Genomic DNA, 21,038 nt, shown 5'->3' with positions numbered 1-21,038 from the left:
CGCCGCGCGCGCGGGGGGCGCCGGGGGGGGGGGGGCGGCCGCGCCCCCCCCCCCCCCCCCCCCTGACCGCCCCCGCGGCTGCCCGCCCCCCCCCCCCCCACCCCCCCCCCCCCACCACACGCATGCCCGGGACCGGGGGTCACTTGACGCAGGCACCTCCAGTGGGTTGCATACGTTCTGTGATCACATACCGGACATCGGGAGCCGCATCATGGACCCGGTGATCGTCGTCGGTTCAGGGCCGGTCGGGCTGTCCCTGGCCCTTGCCCTGGCCGGCCAGGGCGTGCCATCCGTCGTGCTCGACGAGGGCCCCGGCAAGGACCTGCCCCGGCCCGCCCGCACCGTCGTGCTGCAGTCCGACACCGCCGCAATGGCCGAGCGCCTGGGCTGTGCGACCCTGCGCGACGAGGGCGCCCCCTACGCGGCCTGGCGCACCATGCGCCGCGCCCGCGACACCGGCCGGATCACCTTCGACGACGGCCCGGCCCCGCTGCACCTGCCGCAGCACGCCCTGACGCGCGGGCTGCGCGCCGCCGCTGCCGCGCATCCGCTGGTCCAGCTCGTCACCGACAGCAAGGTGGACTCCCTGGAGCAGGACGACCGCGGGGTCACCGCCCACACCCGGGGTGCGGAGACCACCTGGTGGCGCGGGAGCTTCCTGGTCGGCTGCGACGGGGCCCGCTCCACCGTGCGCAAGCTGCTCGGGATCCGCTTCCCCGGCCGGACCGCCGTCGAGCGGCACGCAGTGGCCGCGCTGCGCACCGAACTCCCCTGGCCCGGCGAGGCCCTGCTGCACCGCGACCCGCCGCAGGAGACCACCGCCCGGCCGCTGCCCGACGGGGTGTGGCGGCTCGACTGGCTGCTGCCGGCCCGCGGGGAACTCGTCACCCCCGATGCGCTCGTGACGCTGATCCGCGACACCCTCTCCGGGTGGTGCGGGGGCACCACACCCCCGTACGACCTCCTCGACACCGGGGTCCACACGCTGCACCACCGCCTCGCCCGCCGCTGGCGCGACCGCCGCGCCTTCCTCGCCGGCGACGCCGCCCACCTGCTCGGCGCCGCCGGCACCCAGGGCGTCGAGGAGGGCCTCCGCGATGCCGAGAACCTCGCCTGGAAGCTGGCCCTCGCCTGGCACCAGGGGGCTTCCGAAGCCCTGCTCGACAGCTACGAGGCCGAGCGGCGCACCGCGGTCGCGGCCCGGCTGCGCGCCGCCGACCAGGCCGCGGTGGTGCTGCGCGGCGGGGGCGGGCTGCGGACCCTGCTGCCCGGCTCCGCCCGGACGGGCGAGGCCCTGCTCACCGACGGGCACTTGGGGCGCGGGCCGCTGGGCGCGCCGCCGGCGTACGCCCCGCCCGTGGCCGTACGGGAGGTGCCGACCGCGACCGAGCCGGGGGGCGCCGTGGCGAACGTGCCGGTGTCGGCCCCCGACGGGTCCACCGTCCCGCTGCGCGACCTGCTGGGCCGCGGCCGGCTGCTCGTGGTGCTGGTCGCGCCGGGCACCGGCGTGTGGGACCGGCGGCACTGGATGAGCGCCGGGCTGATGCCGCGGCTCGCGGCGGCCGTGAGCGCCCTGCCGGTGCGGGCGGAGCTGCTGGTGGCCGACGGGTATCCGGGGGCCGAGGCCCACACCGTGCTGCTGGTCCGGCCGGACGGGCACCTGGCGGCCACCTTCGCCGGGGTGCGGCCCGCGGAACTCTACGAGGCGGCGGACTCCGTCCGCATGGGTGCACCGGCGCCGCTCGACCGGTCGACCACGACACCTTCCGCCGTGATCGATTGACCGCCGTCGTGTCCGCGTGCTTCACTCGCGGGCATGACCGGCAACGACGTACGCCTGTGGCGGAGGGTCCACATGGACCTCGTCCGCTATGCGGGCTGCGTGTGTCGCCCCTCCTGCTGATTCGCCTTTCCCCCGCGCTCCGCGCGCCCTTTCGCGAACCTTCAGGACGGTCACCTCCATGCCCGCATCCGTGCATGTCCCTGCCCAGAGCTCTGCCGACGCCCCTGCCCCTGCCCGTGCGGCCGGTGTCACGGCCGCCGAACTCCTCGACTTCGCGCTCCGCACGGCCGCCGACCCGGCCGTCATCGACTCCCTCCCCCTCGACCCCCAGGGCCGCACCTGGATCCGGCTCGACGGCCCCGGCGGCAGCGAGGCCTGGGTGATCGGCTGGCCCCCGGGCACCGGGACCGGCTGGCACGATCACGCCGAGTCGCTCGGGGCCTTCGCCACGGCCCGCGGTCGCCTCACCGAGTACTCGCTCGCCGCCCGGATCCCCTCGGAGGGCTGGCGCAGCCTCGAGCTCGCGCCGGACGTCGACCGCACGCGCAGCCTGGGCGTCGGCACCGGGCGGGCCTTCGGGGAGCACCATGTGCACGAGGTGCTCAACGCCTCCCCGGACGAGCATGCGGTGTCGGTCCACGCGTACTATCCGCCGCTGCCCCTGATCCGGCGCTACAGCCGCGCCGGGCAGGTGCTGACGCTGGAGCACGTCGAGCGCCCGGAGGACTGGCAGTGAGCGCGACCACGCCCCCGGTGGGCATCGACACGTACCTGGAGCAGGTCCGCTCCACCTACACCCGTGTGAGTGCCCGGGAGGCGTACGAGGCGTCCCTCGGCGAGGGCACCCTCCTGGTGGACATCCGCTACCAGGCCCTGCGGGAGCGGGACGGGTTGATCCCGGGGGCGCTGGTGATCGAGCGCAACGAACTGGAGTGGCGGCTGGATCCGCAGGGCTCGCACCGGGTGCCGGAAGCCGGCTCCCACGACCTCCGGATCATCGTGATCTGCAACGAGGGGTACGCCTCTTCGCTGGCCGCGGTGTCCCTGCATGCGCTGGGGCTCCGCCGGGCCACGGATCTGGAGGGCGGCTTCCAGGGCTGGAAGGCCGCGGGCCTTCCGGTCACCGCCGCGGCGCCGCCGATCCGGCGCCCGTAATCCCGGCCGGGGTGGGGTACCGCTGCGCGGAGCCGTTCCCCCACCCCGCCCCTTCCCGAAACCGTGGCCTGCGGCCCCGGCCCCCGCTCGCCTCAAACGCCAGCTGGGCTCAAAGATCGGGGCTCCGCCCCGGACCCCGCGCCTCAAACGCCGGCGAGGCTGGATTTCCCGCCGGGCGGGGCTGGAATTGCCGCGCAGCGGCACATTTCAGCCCGCGCAGCGTTTGAGCGCACCGGGCGCGGAGCGCACGGAACGGGGGCCGGGGCGGAGCCCCGGTTTCGGGAAGGGGCGGGGAGGGGACGGGCTCCGCGCAGCGGCGACGCCGCGCCCGCGCCGGCCCCGACGCCCGGCCCCCGCGAACAGAGGGCCGGGCAGGGGGTGCGAGCGGGAGGGTCACCTCGACGTGGCGACCTCCACCGGGCGGATGCGGAGGGCCGCCCTGCCCGGGAGGGAGGTGGCCGTCAGGGCGAGGAGGCCCGCCGCGGCCAGCACGGCCAGGTACGCCACCGGCCGCACGGCAGGGGCGGCGACCCCGGTCATCCCGACGCTGAACGCGGTGAGTACGGCCAGCGCGATCCCCGACCCCAGCACCGCCCCGATCAGCAGCACGGCCACCGCCTCGGTCCGCAGCATCCGCAGCACCTGCCTCCGCTTGGCCCCGGCCAGCCTCAGCATCGCGAACTCCCGGAACCGCTCCGCAGTGGACATCGCAAGGGTGTTGACGACGGCGATCGCGGTGAAGGCGAGCACCAGCCCCATCGCCAGCAGGTTGATCCCGGCGCCGTCCTGCTGCCGCTTCGCCCGGGCCTCGTCGGCGTCGCGGGCCGTCAGCACGCCCACCCCGGGGGACCCGGCGACCGCGGCGGCCAGCTGCTCGCGCCCGACGCCCGGCTCGGCGGCCACGAGCACGGCCGAGGCCAGCGGGTTGTCCACGTGGGCCGCGACCACCCGGTGCGGGAGCGTCAGGTCACCGAAGCCGAGGCCGCGCGCATAGACGGCGGCCACCGTGAGGGTGACCGGGGTGCCGTCGCCCAGGGTGAGCTCCAGCCGGCTGCCCGGCTGCAGACCCAGTTGGTCGGCCGCCAGCTCGCTGACCGCGGCGCTGCCGTCCCCGAACCCGTCGAGGCTGCCGGCGGTGACGCCCGGGTCCCAGGTCCGGGTCAGCCCGGCGGGGGTGACGCCCTGGGCGGCGTACTTGGTCAGGCCCACCCGTACCGAGGTGTGCACGATTTCGGTGGCGGCCGTGACCCCGGGGGTCCGGCGGACCCGGTCCGCGGCCTCGGCGGAGACGCCCGGCCCCTGTGCGGCCAGCACCCAGCCGGCCCTGACCCCGTCGCGGGCCTGCTGCCCTGCGGCGTGTCCCAGCGTCGGGGCGATGAACAGGACGGTGCAGGTCATGCCGATCAGCAGGGCGAGCGGGGTGACGGCGGAGGCCATCCGCGTGGCGTTGCCGCGCAGGTTCGCGGTGGCGAGGTGCCCGCCCGGGCCGACGAGCCGCAGCGGCCCGGCGAGCAGGGCGGCCGCACCGCGTACGAGGAGCGGGCCGAGCAGGGAGACGGCCCCGGCGAGGACGATGACGGCGAGGAAGGTCACCGGGGTCGACGCCGGCTCGGTGCGCAGCGAGCTCAGCACCGCGACGAGGACGACGCCGCCGGCCAGGGTCAGCACGCCGATCGCGATCCGCATCCAGGCGGGCCGGGCCCGCTCGACGGCGGCTTCGGCGAGGGCTTCGGCCGGGCGGATGCGGGCGATGCGCCGGCCGGTGATCCGGGCGGCGGCCCAGGCGCCGAGGAGGCTCGCGCCGACGGCGGCGAACATCGGGAAGATCCCGGCGGTGCGCTCCAGGGTGGTGGGGACGATGCCGTGGTCGACGAACCTGCCGTACAGCCAGGCGGCGAGCGGCAGCCCGGCGAAGGCACCGGCGACACCGGCGGCGAGCCCCACGACGAGTGCCTCGCGGCCGATCATGCGGCGCAGCTGGCGGGGGGTGGCCGCGATGGCGCGCAGCAGGGCGAGTTCGCGGTAGCGCTGCTGGACGGAGAGGGCGAAGGTGCCGACGACCACGAGGATCGCGACGAGCAGGGCGGTGCCGCCCATGGCGCCGCCCATGGAGACGAGCTTGATCCGGGCGCCGGCGGCGTCGAGGAACTCGACGGGGCCGCGCTCGTCACCCCGGCTGACCTGGGCACCGGTGTCGTGGAGGGCCTGCCGCACGCGGCCGGCGAGCGCGCCCGGGTCGACGCCGGGGGCCGGCAGGACGCCGATCGCGGTGACCTGGCCGTCACGGGCGGCGAGCCGCTGTGCCTCGGTGTCGCTGAAGAACAGGGCGCTCTGCCGTTCGAGGCGGCCGCGGGCCGGTGCGGCGATCCCGCTGACCGTGTAGGCCTTGGGCTCGCCGGTGGCCTGGACGGTGAGCCGGCTGCCGGAGCGGATCCCTGCGCGGGCGGCCAGTTCACGGTCGACGACGACCTCGCCGCCGCCCTGGGGGGCGCGGCCCTCGGCGAGCGTGAACGGCGTGAGCGGCGCGGAGCTCCAGGCGTGCCCGTACGAGGGCTTCGCCCCTCCCCCTGCCCCGCCCACGGCCCCGCCCACGGGAATGGCCTGGAAGGTGAGTTCGGGCACGGCCTGCCCGACCCCGGGCACGGCGCGGACGGCGTCCACGGCGGAGGCGGGGAGCCAGGCGCGTTCGGCGACGGGCTTGGCCTTGTGCTTGGTCTTGGTCTTGCCCTTCTTCTCCTTGACCGTCGTGCGGTGCACGTTCTGGTCTGCGGAGACGACGACCGGGGCGGCCGCGTAGCGCTCTGTGGCGATCTTTCCGCGGAGTCCGGTTTCCAGGAGGGTGCCGCAGGCGGTGATGAGGGCCGCCGCACACAGGAGGGCGACGAAGGCACCGAGGAAGCCGGCTTTGCGGTCCCTGATGGTCTGGAGGGCGAAACGCAGCATCATGCAGTCAACTCTGCCGCCGGGGCTGCTTCCTGACAGTGGAGCACCCCGGCGTCTGCACCCGGGGGCTACCCCTACCCCCGGGGCCGAGCAGCCGCGCGGCGGGCGCGGTCAGATCCCCGGGTACCCCAGGTCGTCGAGGTCCGCTTCCTCGCCCTCGGCCTCCAGCGCACGGCGGACCACCCGCAGGGCCATGCCCTCCGGGTACCCCTTGCGGGCGAGCATCCCGGCCAGGCGCCGGATCCGCTTGTCCCGCTCCAGCCCGCGGGTGGAGCGGAGCTTGCGCTCCACGAGCTCCCGGGCGGTCTGCTCCTCCTGTTCGGAGTCGAGCTGTTCCAGGGCCTCCTGTACGAGGGAGGCGTGGACCCCCTTGGTGCGCAGTTCCTGGGCGAGGGCCCGGCGGGCGAGGCCGCGGCCGCGGTGGCGGGACTCTACCCAGGCGTCGGCGAACGCGGCGTCGTCGATCAGGCCCACCTCCTCGAACCGGGAGAGGACCTCCTGCGAAACCTCCTCGGGGATGCCCCGTTTGTCGAGGGCGTCCGCGAGCTGGCGCCGCGTGCGCGGCATCCCGGTGAGCAGGCGCAGGCAGATGGCCCGCGCCTGCTCCTCGGGAGTCTGGGGCGGCAGTTCCTGACGGCCCGGCCGGCCGTCGTCCCCGCCGCCCCGTTCCTGCTCGCGCACGGATCAGCTCTTGGCCGCGGCGGCCTTGGCCGTCGTCTTGGCCTTCGAGGCGGGGGCGGGCACGGCTGCACCGTCGGCAGGGGCGTCCGTCGCGGTGGCGGCCGCGGCGTCGCCGTCCTTGCGGACGACGCCCACGCCCAGCTTCTCCTTGATCTTCCGCTCGATCTCGTTGGCGAGGTCGGGGTTGTCCTTGAGGAAGTTGCGGGCGTTCTCCTTGCCCTGGCCGAGCTGGTCGCCCTCGTACGTGTACCAGGCGCCGGCCTTGCGGATGAAGCCGTGCTCGACGCCCATGTCGATCAGGCCGCCCTCGCGGCTGATGCCCTGGCCGTAGAGGATGTCGAACTCGGCCTGCTTGAAGGGCGGCGCGACCTTGTTCTTGACGATCTTGCAGCGAGTGCGGTTGCCGACCGCCTCCGTGCCGTCCTTCAGGGTCTCGATGCGGCGGATGTCGATGCGCACCGAGGCGTAGAACTTCAGCGCGCGGCCACCGGTGGTCGTCTCCGGCGAGCCGAACATCACACCGATCTTCTCGCGGAGCTGGTTGATGAAGATCGCGGTGGTCTTGGACTGGTTCAGTGCACCGGTGATCTTGCGGAGGGCCTGGCTCATCAGTCGGGCCTGGAGACCCACGTGGGAGTCGCCCATCTCACCCTCGATCTCCGCCCGCGGCACGAGCGCGGCGACGGAGTCGATGACGATCAGGTCGAGCGCGCCGGAGCGGACCAGCATGTCCGTGATCTCCAGCGCCTGCTCGCCGGTGTCCGGCTGGGACAGGATGAGGTTGTCGGTGTCGACGCCCAGGGCCCGCGCGTACTCGGGGTCGAGCGCGTGCTCGGCGTCGACGAAGGCGACGGTGCCGCCGGCCTTCTGCGCATTGGCCACGGCGTGGAGGGTCAGGGTCGTCTTACCGGAGGACTCCGGCCCGTACACCTCGACGACACGGCCGCGGGGCAGTCCGCCGACGCCCAGGGCGATGTCCAGTGCGGTCGACCCGGTGGGGATGACGTCGATGGGCTCGTTCGGCTTGTCGCCGAGGCGCATCACGGCACCCTTGCCGAATTGCCGTTCAATCTGTGCGAGCGCGGCGTCGAGAGCCTTCTCGCGGTCGGTGCCTGCCATGGGTTCCACCCGGTTTGCTTGAGTCGATCGCTTCACGCCATTGACGCTAACGCCTGCCACTGACAATGCGCTGCCACGCCCGGTTCGGCTGTGGATAACCCATCAGAATGGATGTTCGATTTCCCTGTCAAGCGCGCCCCGCGGGACCCCGACCGTCCGGCCCACCGGTCACCACCAGTAGGCGGGATAACGGACCGCGTCCCTGCGGGCGCGGGACGCGGCGACCCCGGCCAGCACCAGCAGTAGGGCCGCTCCCGCCAGCAGCGGGACGAAGACCACCGGGTCCGGGGACTGCAGGACCACCACGACCGTAGTGGCGGCGGCCGGCGAGTGCGGGGTCCGGGCCAGCGCCATCAGCCCCACCGCCACGCCCGCCCCGAGAGCCGCGGCCCATGGCGCACTGCCCAGCGCCGCGAGTGCGGCGTAGCCCACCGCGGCGCACAGCAGGTGCCCGCCGATGACACTGCGCGGCTGCGCCAGCGGCAGCGCGGGCACCCCGTACACGATCGCCGCGCTCGCCGCGATGGGCGGGATCAGCACCGGCTCGCGCAGGAGTGCGCCGATCCCCACCAGGGCCAGCAACGCGGCGGCCGCGACGCCCCCGCTGTGCAACGCCGCCAGCGGCCGCGCCGCGGACGGCCGGGCACCCGCCCCGCCTCCCGCCCCGACGCCGACGACCGCCCCGCCTCCGGCACCCGCCTCGACGTCGACCCGACGTCCCCTCACACCCGCATCGGCACTCATGGCAGTCAGGTGTACGAACCGGCCGCATGGCCGACCTATATCGGCCACCCGAGACCGCCCATAACCACCCGGAACAGCCTCGAACCACCCAGGATGCCCGGACCACCCGGCGCCGAGTGACAACCAAAGGTTGACACCCCTCTGACTGTCAACCTACGGTTGCACCATGACGAACCCTTCAGAGGAACCCGTTCGCATGACCAATCCGGTACGCCTCGACGACCTGATCGAGGCCATCAAGAAGGTCCACACCGACGCCCTCGAACAGCTCAGCGACGCGGTCGTCGCCGCCGAGCACCTCGGTGACGTCGCGGACCACCTCATCGGCCACTTCGTGGACCAGGCCCGCCGCTCCGGCGCCTCCTGGACCGACATCGGCCGCAGCATGGGCGTCACCCGCCAGGCCGCGCAGAAGCGCTTCGTCCCCAAGGCCGACAAGGAGGGCGAGGGCGGCGACCTCCAGGCCAGCCAGGGCTTCGGCCGCTTCACCCCGCGCGCCCGCAACGTCGTGGTCTGCGCCCAGAACGAGGCCCGCGCCGCGGGCAACACCGAGATCCGCACCGAGCACCTGGTCCTCGGCCTGCTCGCCGAGGACCAGGGCCTGGCCGCGCTCGCCCTGCGGGCGCAGCAGGTCTCCGCGGAGGACGTCCGCGCCGCGGCGACGGCAGCCCTGCCGGCGCCCGTCGAGGAGCTGCCCGCGCTGATCCCGTTCGACGCCTCCGCCAAGAAGGCCCTGGAACTGACCTTCCGCGAGGGCCTGCGCCTGGGCCACGACTACATCGGCACCGAGCACATCCTGCTCGCCCTCCTCGAACTGGAGAACGGCGAGGGCGTCCTGAGCCGCGCCGGCGCCCGCAAGGAGGCCGCCGAGGCCACCGTCACCGAAGCCCTGGCAGCCTTCCACGGCGGCGGGGACGGGAAGGCGACCGCGGCGCCGGAGGAGCAGGAGAAGCAGAAGGACGAGTAGGCGGAGCGGCAGCGGAGGGCGGGGGCGCGGTGTCGTCCGCGCCCTCCGTCAGCTCGTACCGCTTCACGTACGCGCCGAGGAACGCCTGCAGCGTCGCGACGGCCGGGATCGCGATGAGCGCCCCGACCGCCCCCAGCAGGGCGGTGCCCGCGATGACCGATCCGAAGGCCACGGCGGGGTGGATGTCCACGGTCCTCGAGGTGAGCTTCGGCTGGAGGACGTAGTTCTCGAACTGCTGGTAGACCACCACGAAGCCGAGGACGTACAGCGCGTACCAGGGGTCGACCGTGAAGGCGATCAGCGTGGGCAGCGCCCCCGCCAGGTAGGTGCCGATGGTGGGGATGAACTGGGAGACCAGCCCCACCCACACGGCGAGCGCGGGCGCGTACGGCACGTCCAGGACCGCGAAGACGACGTAGTGCGCGATCCCGGAGACCAGGGCCATCAGGCCGCGCGAGTAGAGGTAGCCGCCGGTCTTGGCGACGGCGATCTCCCAGGCGCGCAGCACCTCCGACTGCTTGGCCGGCGGCAGGACGGAGCACAGCGCGCGCCGCAGGCGGGGCCCGTCGGCGGCGAAGTAGAACGAGAACAGGCCGACGGTCAGCAGGCGGAAGAGCCCGCCGAGCACGGTGGCGGAGACGTCGAGCACGCCGCTCGCGCTGTTCTGCACGTACTTCTGGAGCCAGGCCGAGTGCAGCAGGCTGTCCTGGATCTCCAGCCGGGACAGCTCGGTGTGGAAGGTGGCGTTGATCGCGTTGATGACCGAGTCGAGGTAGCGCGGGAAGCCCTCCACCATGGCGACGATCTGCCCGGCGAGCATCGAGCCGAGCAGGACGACGAAGCCGGCGGCCGCGACGACCACCCCGAGGAACACCAGGAAGGTGGCGAGCCCGCGGCGCATGCCGCGGGCCGCCATCCGCGCCACTGCGGGTTCGATCGCGAGCGCGAGGAAGAAGGCGATCAGGACGTTGACCAGCAGGCCGATCAGCTGGTGGAAGGCCCAGCCGGCCAGCTGGTAGCAGGCGAAGAGCGCCAGGACGAGCACCACCGCGCGCGGCAGCCAGCGCGGCATGCGCTCCCCGGCCCACGGCGGGCGCGCCGGGTCCGCTGCCGGAGCGGGCCCGGCATCCGCCGCATCCGCGGCATCCGGGCCGCCGGCACTGCCGGCGCTGCCGTCGTGCACGGTCGTCATCGTCCGGTGGTCGGGGTCGGTGTCATCGGTGGCTGCCACGCCGCCCAGTCTGTCCGATCCGCCGCGCATACGGGGAAACGGGCGCCGCCGTCATCGCCGTCAGCGCTGCGAGGCAGGCACGTCCATGGCGGAGCACACCGCGCGCCACACGTCCTTGGCCTCCCAGCCCGCCTCCAGCGCCTGGTGGACGGTGCGCCCGCCGAGCTCCGACATGACGTGGTCCCGCGCGAAGGAGTCCGCGTAGCCCGCACCGAAGTACTCGGCCATCCGCTCCCAGAAAATCGTCAACCGCATGCACACCAGTATCCCGCTCCCGCGCAGAAGCCCGGGACAGCACTAGCCGGCCAGGGCCCTCACCCCAGCGGTCACCACGACGGCGGCGCCGACCACGACGAGGAAGGGGGCCCTCAGCAGCAGCGCCAGCCCGGCGGCGGCCAGGCCGGCGGCCCGGGCGTCGAGGACGACCTCGTGCCCGCTGCCGAAGGTCTGCTGGGCGGTGAGCGCGGCGAGCAGCGCGACCGGCAGCAGGGCGGCGAGCCGGCGCACGGCCGGGCGCTCCAGGGCCCCGGCGGGCACCAGCAGTCCGGCGAGCTTGACGGCGTAGCAGCCGGCGGCGGTCAGCGCGATGGCGAGCCAGACGTTCACGGTCGGCGTCCCTTCAGCCAGAGGATCACGGGGGCGGCGAGTGCGGCGACGAGCACGGGCAGCCCGGCGGGCAGGACGGGCAGCAGGCCCAGTCCGAGGACGAGCGCGAGCGCGGCGACGGCCCGCTCCGTGGCGGTCTTCAGCATCGGCGCGAGCAGCGCCAGGAACACGGCCGGACCGGCGGCGTCCAGCCCCCAGGCGGCGGTGTCCCCGATGGCCTCGGCGCCGAGCGCGCCCAGCAGGGTGGTGAGGTTCCACAGCACGTACAGGCTGAGCCCGGTCACGGTGAACCCGAGCCGCGCCGACCTGCGGTCGGGCTGGGCCAGCGACACGGCGGTGGTCTCGTCGATCACCCAGTGCGCGGCGAACGGCCGCACGGCCCGGGGCAGCGCGAGCAGCTGCGACAGCCGCAGCCCGTAGAAGGCGTTCCGGGTCCCGAGGAAGAAGGCCCCGGCGGCGGCCGTGAACGGGTTGCCGCCCGCGGCCAGCGCCCCGACCAGCGCGAACTGCGAGGCACCGGTGAACACCAGCAGGCTCAGCACGCAGGCCTGGAGGGCGCTGATCCCGGACCCGGCGGCGGTCACCCCGAACGCGAATCCGGACAGTCCCACGGCCACCCCGACGCCGAGGGCGTCCCGTACGACGGCGGACCGCGGCCGCCCGGCGACCCCCTCGGGGGTCTCTTGCATCACCATCTGACGTTCTCCCACCCCGCGAACGTACGCGCGGCGGGCCGACCGGGTCTTGTACGTTCTTGCAGATCTTGCACGAGGGCCGGCCTAGCCGGTGCGCTCCCGCCGGTACGCGCCGGGCGGGACGCCGACGATGCGGGTGAAGTGCCGGTTCAGGTGCGGCTGGTCGGTGAAGCCGACGGCGAGGGCAGCCTCGGCCGGCGTGGTGCCCGCGTCCAGCAGGGACCGGGCCCGCCGGACCCGGGCGTCGGTCAGCCAGGTGTGCGGCGGCATCCCGTACCGCTCCTTGAAGGCCCGCAACAGGGCGAACGGGCTGGTCCCGAGCTCGGCGGCGAGCTGCTCCAGCGACGGCGGGTCGGCCATCCGCTCCTCGAGCGCGGCGCGCGCCCGCGCGGCCCCGGCGGCGCCGGCGCTGCGCGTGGTGCGGGCGGGCAGCGGTCCGGCGTGCCGGGCGAGCATACGGGCCACGGCGGTGCGCAGCAGGGTGTCGGCGGCGAGCGCGTTGCCCGCTTCGGCGGCGCGGTGCACCTCGGCGATGGTCTGCGAGGTCTGCGGGTCGGCGACCTCGTCGACGGTGAAGCCGGGGGTGCCGCGCAGGCCGCTGATCTCGGCGGCGACCTCGGCGATCAGTGAGCGGGAGGGGTAGAGGGTGGAGTAGTCCCAGCCCTCGGGGGCGCCGGCGCGGGCGGTGTGCGGCACCTCGGGGTTGATCAGGACCACGCTGCCGGGCCCGGCGCGCACGAGGCCGCCGGGCAGGCCGACCTCCTCGATGCCGCGGGTGACGGCAGCGATGACGTAGCCGTCGTGGGCGTGGCGCGGGAAGGCGTGGCGGACGTAGTGGGCGCGCAGCAGGTCCAGCCCCGGCAGTTCCGGGTACTGCCAGTGCCGCGCCCATTCGCCGTCGGCGCGTGCCCCGCCGGCCCGTGCCCGGTCGGCCCGAGCCCCTCCGCCCCGGGCGCCGTCGGCCCGTGCCCGTTCCCTGTCGTCGTGCGCCACTCCCCCATTCTGCGCCCGCGCCGCTCGCCCTTCCCACGGGGTTTTCCCAGGTCCGGGGCGCTGTCAGTGAGCGGGTGCAGGATGGGGGCATGGCCGGCTCCGCGCTCGATGCGTTCTCCCCCGCGACCCGCTCCTGGTTCACGGGGGCCTTCCGTACGCCCACCTCCGCCCAGGAGGGCGCCTGGCGGGCCATCGGGGAGGGCTCCGACGTCCTGGTCGTGGCGCCCACCGGCTCCGGCAAGACCCTCGCCGCGTTCCTCGCCGCGCTCGACGCGCTGGCGTCCGCCCCGCCGCCTGCGGAGCCGAAGAAGCGCTGCCGAGTGCTGTACGTGTCGCCGCTGAAGGCCCTCGCGGTCGACGTCGAGCGGAACCTGCGCAGCCCGCTGACCGGGATCCGGCAGGAGTCGGTCCGCCTGGGCCTGCCCGAGCCGGACATCCGGGTGGGCATCCGCTCGGGGGACACCCCGGCGGCCGAGCGGCGGGCGCTGGCGAGCCGGCCGCCGGACATCCTGATCACCACGCCGGAGTCGCTGTTCCTGATGCTGACGTCGGCGACGCGCGAGGCGCTCGCCGGCGTCGAGACGGTGATCCTGGACGAGGTGCACGCGGTCGCGGGGACCAAGCGGGGCGCGCACCTGGCGCTGTCGCTGGAGCGGCTGGACGAGCTGCTGCCGCGCCCGGCCCGGCGGATCGGGCTGTCGGCGACGGTCCGGCCGGTGGAGGAGGTGGCCCGCTACCTCGCGCCGCGCGGCAAGGTGGAGATCGTCCAGCCGCCCTCGGCGAAGGAGTTCGACCTGTCGGTGGTCGTCCCGGTCGAGGACATGGGCGAGTTGGGGGGCTCGCCGGCCACCGACGGCAACGAGGGCGGGGACAAGCCGTCGATCTGGCCGCATGTGGAGGAGCGGATCGCCGATCTGGTCCAGGCGCACCGCTCCACGATCGTGTTCGCCAACTCGCGCCGCCTCGCCGAGCGGCTGTGCAACCGGCTGAACGAGATCGCGTACGAGCGCGCCATGGGCGAGCAGCTGCCCGAAGGACCGCCGCCGGCCCAGATCATGGCCCAGTCGGGCGCGGCGCAGGGGGCGCCGCCGCTGCTGGCGCGGGCGCACCACGGCTCGGTGTCCAAGGAGCAGCGGGCGCTGGTGGAGGAGGACCTGAAGGCGGGCCGGCTGCCGGCCGTGGTCGCCACCTCCAGTCTGGAACTGGGCATCGACATGGGCGCCGTGGACCTGGTGGTGCAGGTGGAGTCGCCGCCGTCGGTGGCCTCCGGGCTGCAGCGCGTGGGCCGTGCCGGGCACCAGGTGGGCGCGGTCTCCACGGGGGTGGTGTTCCCCAAGTACCGGGGGGACCTGGTGCAGGCGGCCGTGGTCACCGAGCGGATGCGCAGCGGGTCCATCGAGTCGCTGCGCATCCCGTCGAACCCGCTGGACGTGCTGGCGCAGCAGCTGGTCGCGATGACCGCGATGGACACCTGGCAGCTGGACGAGCTGCTGGCGCTGGTGCGGCGGGCGGCGCCGTTCGCCGCGCTCCCGGAGTCGGCGTTCACCGGGGTGCTGGACATGCTGGCGGGCCGCTATCCGTCCGATGCGTTCGCGGAGCTCAGACCGCGGGTGGTGTGGGACCGGGTCGCAGGGACGGTCACGGGCCGGCCGGGGGCGCAGCGCCTGGCGGTGACCTCCGGCGGCACCATCCCCGACCGCGGGCTGTTCGGCGTCTTCCTGGCCGGGGCCGATCCGAAGAAGGGCGGCGGCCGGGTCGGCGAGCTCGACGAGGAGATGGTGTACGAGTCCCGGGTGGGGGACGTGTTCACCCTCGGCACGAGCTCGTGGCGGATCGAGGACATCACCCGCGACCGGGTCCTGGTCTCCCCCGCCCCCGGGGTGCCGGGCCGGCTGCCGTTCTGGAAGGGCGACCAGCTGGGCCGCCCCCTCGAACTGGGCCGGGCGGTCGGCGCGTTCCTGCGCGAGCTGGGCGCGCTGTCCGACGAGGACGCGCGGCTGCGGCTGCTGGCGGCCGGCCTGGACGGCTGGGCCGCGGAGAACGTGCTGGCGTACCTGGCGGAGCAGCGCGAGGCCTGCGGGCACGTGCCGGACGACCGGACCATCGTGGTCGAGCGGTTCCGCGACGAGCTCGGCGACTGGCGGGTCGTCGTCCACTCCCCGTTCGGGGCGCAGGTGCACGCACCGTGGGCGCTGGCGCTCGGGGCGCGCCTCGCCGAGCGGTACGGGATGGACGCGCAGGTGATGCACGCGGACGACGGGATCGTGCTGCGGCTGCCCGATGCCGACCTTCTCTCCATGGACCTGCTCGACCACGATCCGGCGGCCGCCCGCTCCTTCGAGTTCGACGACGAGCAGGCCCCGCTGGGCGCGGCGGACGTCGCCTTCGACCACGGCGAGATCGGCGGCATCGTCACCGACCAGGTGGGCGGCTCGGCCCTGTTCGCCTCCCGGTTCCGCGAGTGCGCGGCGCGGGCCCTGCTGCTGCCGCGCCGCAACCCGGGCAAGCGCACCCCGCTGTGGCAGCAGCGGCAGCGCGCCTCGCAGCTGCTCCAGGTGGCCTCGGAGTTCGGGTCGTTCCCGATCGTGCTGGAGGCCGTACGGGAGTGCCTGCAGGACGTGTTCGACGTGCCGGGCCTGACGGAGCTGATGGGGGACATCGAGGCGCGGCGGGTCCGGCTGGTGGAGGTGACGACGCCGGAGCCGTCCCCGTTCGCCCGCTCGCTGCTCTTCGGGTACGTGGCGCAGTTCCTGTACGAGGGGGACTCGCCCCTCGCCGAGCGCAGGGCGGCCGCGCTGTCGCTGGACTCGCGGCTGCTGGCGGAGCTGCTCGGCCAGGCGGAGCTGCGCGAGCTGCTGGATGCGGAGGTCCTGGAGGAGCTGGAGCGGGAGCTGCAGTGGCTGACCGAGGACCGGCGGGCCAAGGACGCCGAGTCCGTCGCCGACCTGCTGCGGCTGCTGGGCCCGCTGACGGCGCAGGAGTTGGCCGAGCGGGGCGCCGACCCGGCCTGGCCCGAGGCGCTCGCCGGCGCGCGGCGGGCCATCCGGGTGCGGATCGCGGGCGCGGAGCACTGGGCGGCGATCGAGGACGCGGGGCGGCTGCGCGATGCGCTGGGCACGGCCCTGCCGGTCGGGGTGCCGGAGGCGTTCACCGAGCCGGTCAAGGACCCGCTCGGCGACCTCCTCGCCCGGTACGCCCGCACGCACGGCCCGTTCACGACGGCCGCGGTGGCCGCCCGGTTCGGGCTGGGGGCGGCGGTCACCGAGGGCGCGCTGCACCGGCTGGCCGCGGCCGGCCGGGTGGTCCAGGGCGAGTTCCATCCGGCGGGCATCGGCCAGGAGTGGTGTGATGCGGCGGTGTTGCGCAGGCTGCGGCGCCGTTCGCTGGCCGCGCTGCGCCAGGAGCTGGAGCCGGTGCCGCCGTCCTCGCTGGCGACGTTCCTGCCGCAGTGGCAGCACCTGGGCGGGGGCCTGCGCGGTATCGACGGCCTGGCCCGGGCGGTCGAGCAGCTCCAGGGCGCCCCGGTCCCGGCCTCGGCGCTGGAGCGGCTGATCCTGCCGTCGCGGGTCGCGGGGTACTCACCGACGCTGCTGGACGAGCTGACCACCACCGGGGAGGTGGTGTGGGCGGGAGCCGGGGCGCTGCCGGGCAAGGACGGCTGGGTCTCGCTGTATCTGGCGGATGCGGCGCCGCTGTTGCGGCCCGCGCCGCACCCGCTGGAGCTGACGCCCCTTCACCAGGCGCTGCTGGAGGCCCTGTCCGGCGGGTACGGGCTGTTCTTCCGCCAGTTGGCGCAGTCGGTGCGGGCCGGGCTGCCGGAGGTGACCGACCTCGAACTGTCCGAGGCGGTGTGGGACCTGGCCTGGTCGGGCCGGCTGACGAACGACACGCTGGCCCCGCTGCGCTCCCTGCTGGGCTCGGGCCGCACGGCCGGTGCCACGGCGCACCGGGCGCGGCGCACGGTCCCGCGCGGGCGGTACGGCACGCTCGGCGCGCAGGTCTCGCGTCCCGGCCCGCCGACGGTGTCGGGCCGCTGGTCGCTGCTGCCGGCGCAGGCCCCGGACCCGACCCACCGGGCGCACGCCCTGGCCCGCACGCTGCTGGACCGGCACGGGGTGGTGACGCGGGGCGCGGTGGCCGCCGAGGGCGTGGAGGGTGGTTTCAGCGCGGTGTACCGCGTGCTGTCGGCGTTCGAGGACAGCGGGCAGGCCCGCCGCGGCTACGTGGTGGAGGGGCTGGGCGCGGCCCAGTTCGCGATGGACGGTGCGGTGGACCGGCTGCGTTCGGCGGAGCGCAACCCTCCGCCGCTGGCGGCGGTGGTCCTGGCGGCGGCCGATCCGGCCAACGCGTACGGGGCGGCCCTGCCGTGGCCGGAGCCGCCGGCGGGGGCGTCCCACAAGCCGGGCCGCAAGGCGGGCTCCTTGGTGGTCCTGGTCGACGGCGAGCTGGCCCTGTACCTGGAGCGGGGCGGCAAGACGCTGCTGGCGTGGCCCGGGGCGGACGACCCGCGGCTGGCGGCGGCGACCGCGGCCCTGGCTGAGGCCTCCCGCGCCGGTACCCTGCCGGCGCTCACGGTGGAGCGGATCAACGCCGCTCCGGCGCTGACGTCGGCACTGGGCGGGGCCCTGGAGGCGGCCGGTTTCCATGCCACTCCGCGGGGGCTGCGCCTTCGGTCATGAAAGCTGCGAAGCGGTGCCGACCATTGCGCTTACGTCGCGCTTATGTACGGGGCATGTCACAGAGGCCGTTCCGGCTGGCATCGCGGACCGTTTCTGCACTATCAAGATCCACGCAGGCATCGCTCGTGACGATGCCACGTCAAAAGTGCACCTACATGGGGGACTAGAAACAGTGAGCAACATGCGACGAGCTGCGACCGGTGTCATCGGCCTGGCGGTTGCCGGCACCCTGACCCTGACCGGCTGCAAGAACGGCAACGAGGAGACCCCCGCGGCCCCGGCCGCCCCGGCCTCCTCCGCGCCGGCCGCGGACCAGTCGGCCGCCCCGGCGAGCCCGAGCGCCCCGGCGGGCGGCTACGGCACCGACGCCCCCGCCGCCGGCGGTGCCGCGGGCGCCACGGCCAAGTCCGGCCAGACCTTCAAGCTCGGCGAAACGGCGACCATCCCGTTCAAGTCCGGCAGCAAGGACGGCACCCTCGGCCTCACCGTCACCGCGATCGAGAAGGGCAGCCCGGCCGACCTGGACGCGCTCAAGCTCGGCGACCAGGTGAAGGGGAAGGTCCCGTACTTCATCCGCTACACGGTGAAGAACGTCGGCACCACCGACCTGTCCTTCGCCTCCGTCGGCCACATGAAGGGCCTCCTCGGCGACAACACCGAGGCCCAGGGCGTCGCGGTCATCGGCAACTTCGAGAAGTGCCCGCACGAGTCCCTGCCGAAGGGCTTCACCAACGGCCAGAGCACGAACGGCTGCGCCATCGCGCTGGCCCCGTCCGACCAGACCAAGGTCGCCTCGGCCGAGTACTGGGGCGACCCGTACAACTCCCTCAGCAAGGGCAAGGGCCTCGTCTGGAAGTAAGCAGGGGGCCCACCGGCCCCTTGCCTACCCGACGTACGTCGAGCCCCTGGAGCGGTATCCCGCCCCAGGGGCTCGACCCCTTTCATCCCCACTCCCGCCACAGGCGCCCCCTCCCGTTCTCCGGGGCCACAATGGGGCCATGCCCGAAGGAGACAGCGTCTGGCGCGCGGCGGCCCGGCTGCACGCCGCCCTGGCCGGCCGCGAGCTGACCCGCTGGGACCTGCGCGTCCCGCGCCTGGCCACCACCGACCTCACCGGGCGCACCACCCTGGAGGTCCTCCCGCGCGGCAAGCACCTCCTCGCCCGCTTCGAAGGCGGCCTCACCCTCCACACCCACCTGCGCATGGACGGCGCCTGGCACGTCTTCCCCGCCGGCCGCAAGTGGCACGGGGGCCCCGTCCACGAGATCCGGGCCGTCCTCGGCACCGAGGACCACACCGCCGTCGGCTACCGGCTGCCCGTCGTCGAGCTGCTGCGCACCGCCGACGAGGACCGGGTCGTCGGCCACCTGGGCCCCGACCTCCTCGGCCCCGACTGGGACGCCGACCGGGCCGCCGCCAACCTCCTGGCCGCCCCCGAGCGGCCCCTCGGCGAGGCCCTGCTCGACCAGCGCAACCTGGCCGGGATCGGCAACATCTACAAGTGCGAGCTCTGCTTCCTGGCCCGGGTCACCCCCTGGACACCGGTCGGCGACCTGCCCGACCCCGCCGTCACCACGGTCCGCCTGGCCGCGGCCGCACAGCGGCTGCTGGCCGCCAACATCGGCGAAAGCCGGATCCGCACGACCACCGGTAGGAGCCTGCACCCCACCCGCGCGCTCTTCGTCTACGGGCAGGCCCACCGCCCGTGCCTGCGCTGCGGCGCCGCCGTCCGCGAAGCAGATCAGGACGGGCGCCCGACCTACTGGTGTCCGCGCTGCCAATCCGGCCCCACACCCTAGTTGACGGCCCGTCAGATACGGTCGTACGGTCCCGGCATGCCCACACCCACTGCGTACGACCTCACCGGGCGCACCGCCCTGGTCACCGGTGCCGCCGCAGGCATCGGACGCGCCACCGCCGTGCTGCTCGCCGAGGCGGGCGCGGCCGTGCACTGCGCGGACCGCGACGCGGCCGGCCTCGCCGGGACGGCGGAACTGATCACGAAGGCGGGCGGACGGGCCGCGGTCCACGTCCTCGACGTCACCGACCGCGCCGGGCTGCGGGCCGCCGTGGCCGCCGCCGGCCCGCTCGACATCGCCGCGGCCGTCGCCGGGATCATGCACACCTCCAGCGTGCTGGAGACGGCGGACGAGGACCTCGACCGGGTCCTGGACGTCAACTTCAAGGGGGTCTGGCGCACCTGCCAGGAAGCCGCCCGCGCCATGATCGCGGCCGGCCGTCCCGGCTCGATCATCACCATGGCCTCCGGCGCCGTGGACGCCGCCCAGGCGGGCCTGCTCTGCTACAGCGCCGCCAAGGCCGCCGTGGTCCAGCTCACCAAGACCCTCGCCACCGAGGCCGGCCCGCACGGCATCCGAGTCAACGCCGTCGCCCCCGGGTGGATCCGCACCCCCATGACCGCCCGCCACAGCCCCGAGGCACAGGAGCAGACGGAGGCGATGATGGTGCGGCTGTCCCCGCTGGGCCGCGTCGGCGAGCCCGAGGACATCGCCCGGGCCGTGCTCTACCTGGCCTCGGACGCCTCGTCGTTCATGACGGGCCAGATCCTGCGTCCGAACGGCGGAGTGGCGATGCCCTGGTAGCCCCCTCGCCCGGGCAGTCCGCGCTCGGGCAGTCCGCGCCCGGGTCGTCCGCCCCGGCACCGTCCGCCCCCATGGAGCCACCCGACCCCGCCCTGCGCGCCGGCCCCGGGGGCGTGCAGTGCACCGGCAGCAGCCCGAGTCCCCATCCGCCGACGGCCACCGCGCCCTCCAGGGGCCCGGCCCCGGAGGGCTCCAGCGCCAGCCGCAGCACGGCCCAGCACCAGAGCACGCCCATCGCCACCGCGAGGGCCCACAGCGGAGCTGTGCCTCGTAATCGCACGGCTTCCTCCCGGGACCAGGGCCGCGATCCGGACCGGCTCCATCCTCCCGTACGGCCCGCCGGCCCGCACCCAGAACGGCGCGGAGCCCCGGCCGGTGCTCCACACACCGACCGGGGCCCCGGCCACGCTCATGCCTTCACGGCTCGCGCACTCGCGCTCATGCGGCTACGACGTTCACCGCTTCCGCAGGTGCCTTGATGGTCACCCGCTCCGGACCACCCGCGACCGAGGTCACGGAGACCGAATTGAGCATCGGGCGTACCGGCACCGTCACCGGTTCGCTTGCCGCGGCCGACTGTGCCAGCTCGGCCAGCGACAGCTCGTCGCTGACTTCGCGCATCAGCTCGGACATCCGTACGTCCAACGCGTCGCAGATAGCGGAGAGCAGCTCGGAGGACGCCTCCTTCTGCCCCCGCTCCACCTCGGAAAGATAGCCGAGAGAAACTCGGGCGGACGAGGAGACTTCGCGCAGAGTACGGCCCTGGCGCTGGCGCTGCCGACGCAGCACGTCACCCAGCAGGCGACGGAGCAGAATCATCGGTGGCTCCCTCCTCTGAC

The 21,038-nt window shown here is 74.6% G+C and carries 19 protein-coding genes; 9 read left to right on the top strand and 10 right to left on the bottom strand.

Annotated features, from left to right (window positions below):
- Positions 1-211 precede the first annotated feature (211 nt).
- Genes ABZ924_RS27600 through ABZ924_RS27585 form a run of 4 tightly spaced genes read left to right on the top strand, consistent with a single transcriptional unit; the run spans position 212 to position 2,938 of the window.
- Positions 212-1,783 carry an FAD-dependent monooxygenase gene (locus ABZ924_RS27600; protein WP_361915236.1) on the top strand — a complete coding sequence of 524 codons (1,572 nt, stop codon included), beginning with the start codon at positions 212-214 and terminating at the stop codon, positions 1,781-1,783.
- Between the two features lie 33 nt (positions 1,784-1,816).
- Positions 1,817-1,903 (top strand): putative leader peptide, encoded by an 87-nt coding sequence (locus ABZ924_RS27595; RefSeq protein WP_361915248.1) that lies wholly within the window; start codon positions 1,817-1,819, stop codon positions 1,901-1,903.
- Between the two features lie 58 nt (positions 1,904-1,961).
- Positions 1,962-2,519: a cysteine dioxygenase gene (locus tag ABZ924_RS27590; protein WP_361915233.1), complete on the top strand. Its 558-nt coding sequence runs from the start codon at positions 1,962-1,964 to the stop codon at positions 2,517-2,519.
- The gene (locus ABZ924_RS27585; RefSeq protein ID WP_361915231.1) at positions 2,516-2,938 is read left to right on the top strand and encodes a rhodanese-like domain-containing protein; all 423 of its coding nucleotides are present in this window, start codon (positions 2,516-2,518) and stop codon (positions 2,936-2,938) included. Before ABZ924_RS27590 ends, ABZ924_RS27585 begins: the two co-directional genes overlap by 4 nt.
- Before the next feature lie 393 nt (positions 2,939-3,331).
- Here the strand turns inward: ABZ924_RS27585 and ABZ924_RS27580 are convergent, their stop codons facing one another.
- The 4 genes from ABZ924_RS27580 to ABZ924_RS27565 form a co-directional block, all read right to left on the bottom strand.
- Positions 3,332-5,884: an FtsX-like permease family protein gene (locus ABZ924_RS27580; protein ID WP_361915228.1), complete on the bottom strand. Its 2,553-nt coding sequence runs from the start codon at positions 5,882-5,884 to the stop codon at positions 3,332-3,334.
- Between the two features lie 108 nt (positions 5,885-5,992).
- On the bottom strand, positions 5,993-6,562 hold the full coding sequence (recX, locus tag ABZ924_RS27575) for a recombination regulator RecX (protein ID WP_361915225.1): 570 nt from the start codon (positions 6,560-6,562) through the stop codon (positions 5,993-5,995).
- A 3-nt stretch (positions 6,563-6,565) separates the two neighbouring features.
- The gene (gene recA / locus ABZ924_RS27570) at positions 6,566-7,681 is read right to left on the bottom strand and encodes a recombinase RecA (protein WP_361915222.1); all 1,116 of its coding nucleotides are present in this window, start codon (positions 7,679-7,681) and stop codon (positions 6,566-6,568) included.
- Positions 7,682-7,849: 168 nt separating this feature from the next.
- Positions 7,850-8,425 carry an HPP family protein gene (locus tag ABZ924_RS27565; RefSeq protein ID WP_361915220.1) on the bottom strand — a complete coding sequence of 192 codons (576 nt, stop codon included), beginning with the start codon at positions 8,423-8,425 and terminating at the stop codon, positions 7,850-7,852.
- A gap of 166 nt (positions 8,426-8,591) precedes the next feature.
- Here ABZ924_RS27565 and ABZ924_RS27560 point away from each other — a divergent pair, with 166 nt between their 5' ends.
- Positions 8,592-9,392, top strand: a complete 801-nt coding sequence (locus ABZ924_RS27560) for a Clp protease N-terminal domain-containing protein (protein ID WP_361915217.1) — start codon at positions 8,592-8,594, stop codon at positions 9,390-9,392.
- Here ABZ924_RS27560 and ABZ924_RS27555 read toward each other — a convergent pair.
- The 5 genes from ABZ924_RS27555 to ABZ924_RS27535 form a co-directional block, all read right to left on the bottom strand.
- Complete coding sequence (locus tag ABZ924_RS27555) at positions 9,304-10,464, bottom strand: AI-2E family transporter (RefSeq protein WP_361915245.1); 1,161 nt, start codon at positions 10,462-10,464, stop codon at positions 9,304-9,306. The two genes, ABZ924_RS27560 and ABZ924_RS27555, sit on opposite strands and share 89 nt — an antisense overlap.
- Before the next feature lie 219 nt (positions 10,465-10,683).
- Positions 10,684-10,878, bottom strand: coding sequence for a DUF3046 domain-containing protein (locus ABZ924_RS27550; RefSeq protein WP_361915214.1), 195 nt, complete (start codon positions 10,876-10,878; stop codon positions 10,684-10,686).
- Positions 10,879-10,920: 42 nt separating this feature from the next.
- Positions 10,921-11,229, bottom strand: coding sequence for an AzlD domain-containing protein (locus ABZ924_RS27545; RefSeq protein ID WP_361915211.1), 309 nt, complete (start codon positions 11,227-11,229; stop codon positions 10,921-10,923).
- Positions 11,226-11,924: an AzlC family ABC transporter permease gene (locus tag ABZ924_RS27540; RefSeq protein ID WP_361915208.1), complete on the bottom strand. Its 699-nt coding sequence runs from the start codon at positions 11,922-11,924 to the stop codon at positions 11,226-11,228. The genes ABZ924_RS27545 and ABZ924_RS27540 overlap by 4 nt, the downstream gene beginning before the upstream one ends.
- 84 nt (positions 11,925-12,008) lie before the next feature.
- Positions 12,009-12,788 (bottom strand): AraC family transcriptional regulator, encoded by a 780-nt coding sequence (locus tag ABZ924_RS27535; protein WP_361915242.1) that lies wholly within the window; start codon positions 12,786-12,788, stop codon positions 12,009-12,011.
- Positions 12,789-13,006: 218 nt separating this feature from the next.
- Between ABZ924_RS27535 and ABZ924_RS27530 the strand changes: the two genes are divergently transcribed.
- The 4 genes from ABZ924_RS27530 (at position 13,007) to ABZ924_RS27515 (ending at position 20,199) form a co-directional block, all read left to right on the top strand.
- Positions 13,007-17,596: an ATP-dependent helicase gene (locus ABZ924_RS27530; protein WP_361915205.1), complete on the top strand. Its 4,590-nt coding sequence runs from the start codon at positions 13,007-13,009 to the stop codon at positions 17,594-17,596.
- A 181-nt stretch (positions 17,597-17,777) separates the two neighbouring features.
- Positions 17,778-18,455 carry a hypothetical protein gene (locus ABZ924_RS27525; RefSeq protein WP_361915202.1) on the top strand — a complete coding sequence of 226 codons (678 nt, stop codon included), beginning with the start codon at positions 17,778-17,780 and terminating at the stop codon, positions 18,453-18,455.
- Between the two features lie 139 nt (positions 18,456-18,594).
- Positions 18,595-19,395, top strand: coding sequence for a DNA-formamidopyrimidine glycosylase family protein (locus ABZ924_RS27520; protein ID WP_361915200.1), 801 nt, complete (start codon positions 18,595-18,597; stop codon positions 19,393-19,395).
- A gap of 36 nt (positions 19,396-19,431) precedes the next feature.
- Positions 19,432-20,199 (top strand): SDR family NAD(P)-dependent oxidoreductase, encoded by a 768-nt coding sequence (locus ABZ924_RS27515; RefSeq protein WP_361915197.1) that lies wholly within the window; start codon positions 19,432-19,434, stop codon positions 20,197-20,199.
- Between the two features lie 438 nt (positions 20,200-20,637).
- Here the strand turns inward: ABZ924_RS27515 and ABZ924_RS27510 are convergent, their stop codons facing one another.
- Positions 20,638-21,018 carry a helix-turn-helix transcriptional regulator gene (locus tag ABZ924_RS27510; protein WP_030301503.1) on the bottom strand — a complete coding sequence of 127 codons (381 nt, stop codon included), beginning with the start codon at positions 21,016-21,018 and terminating at the stop codon, positions 20,638-20,640.
- Positions 21,019-21,038 lie beyond the last annotated feature (20 nt).

Origin of the sequence: Streptomyces sp. NPDC046876, from assembly GCF_040645035.1 — a bacterium.
GTDB lineage: Bacteria > Actinomycetota > Actinomycetes > Streptomycetales > Streptomycetaceae > Streptomyces.
This window is presented reverse-complemented; position numbering and strand designations above follow the sequence as displayed.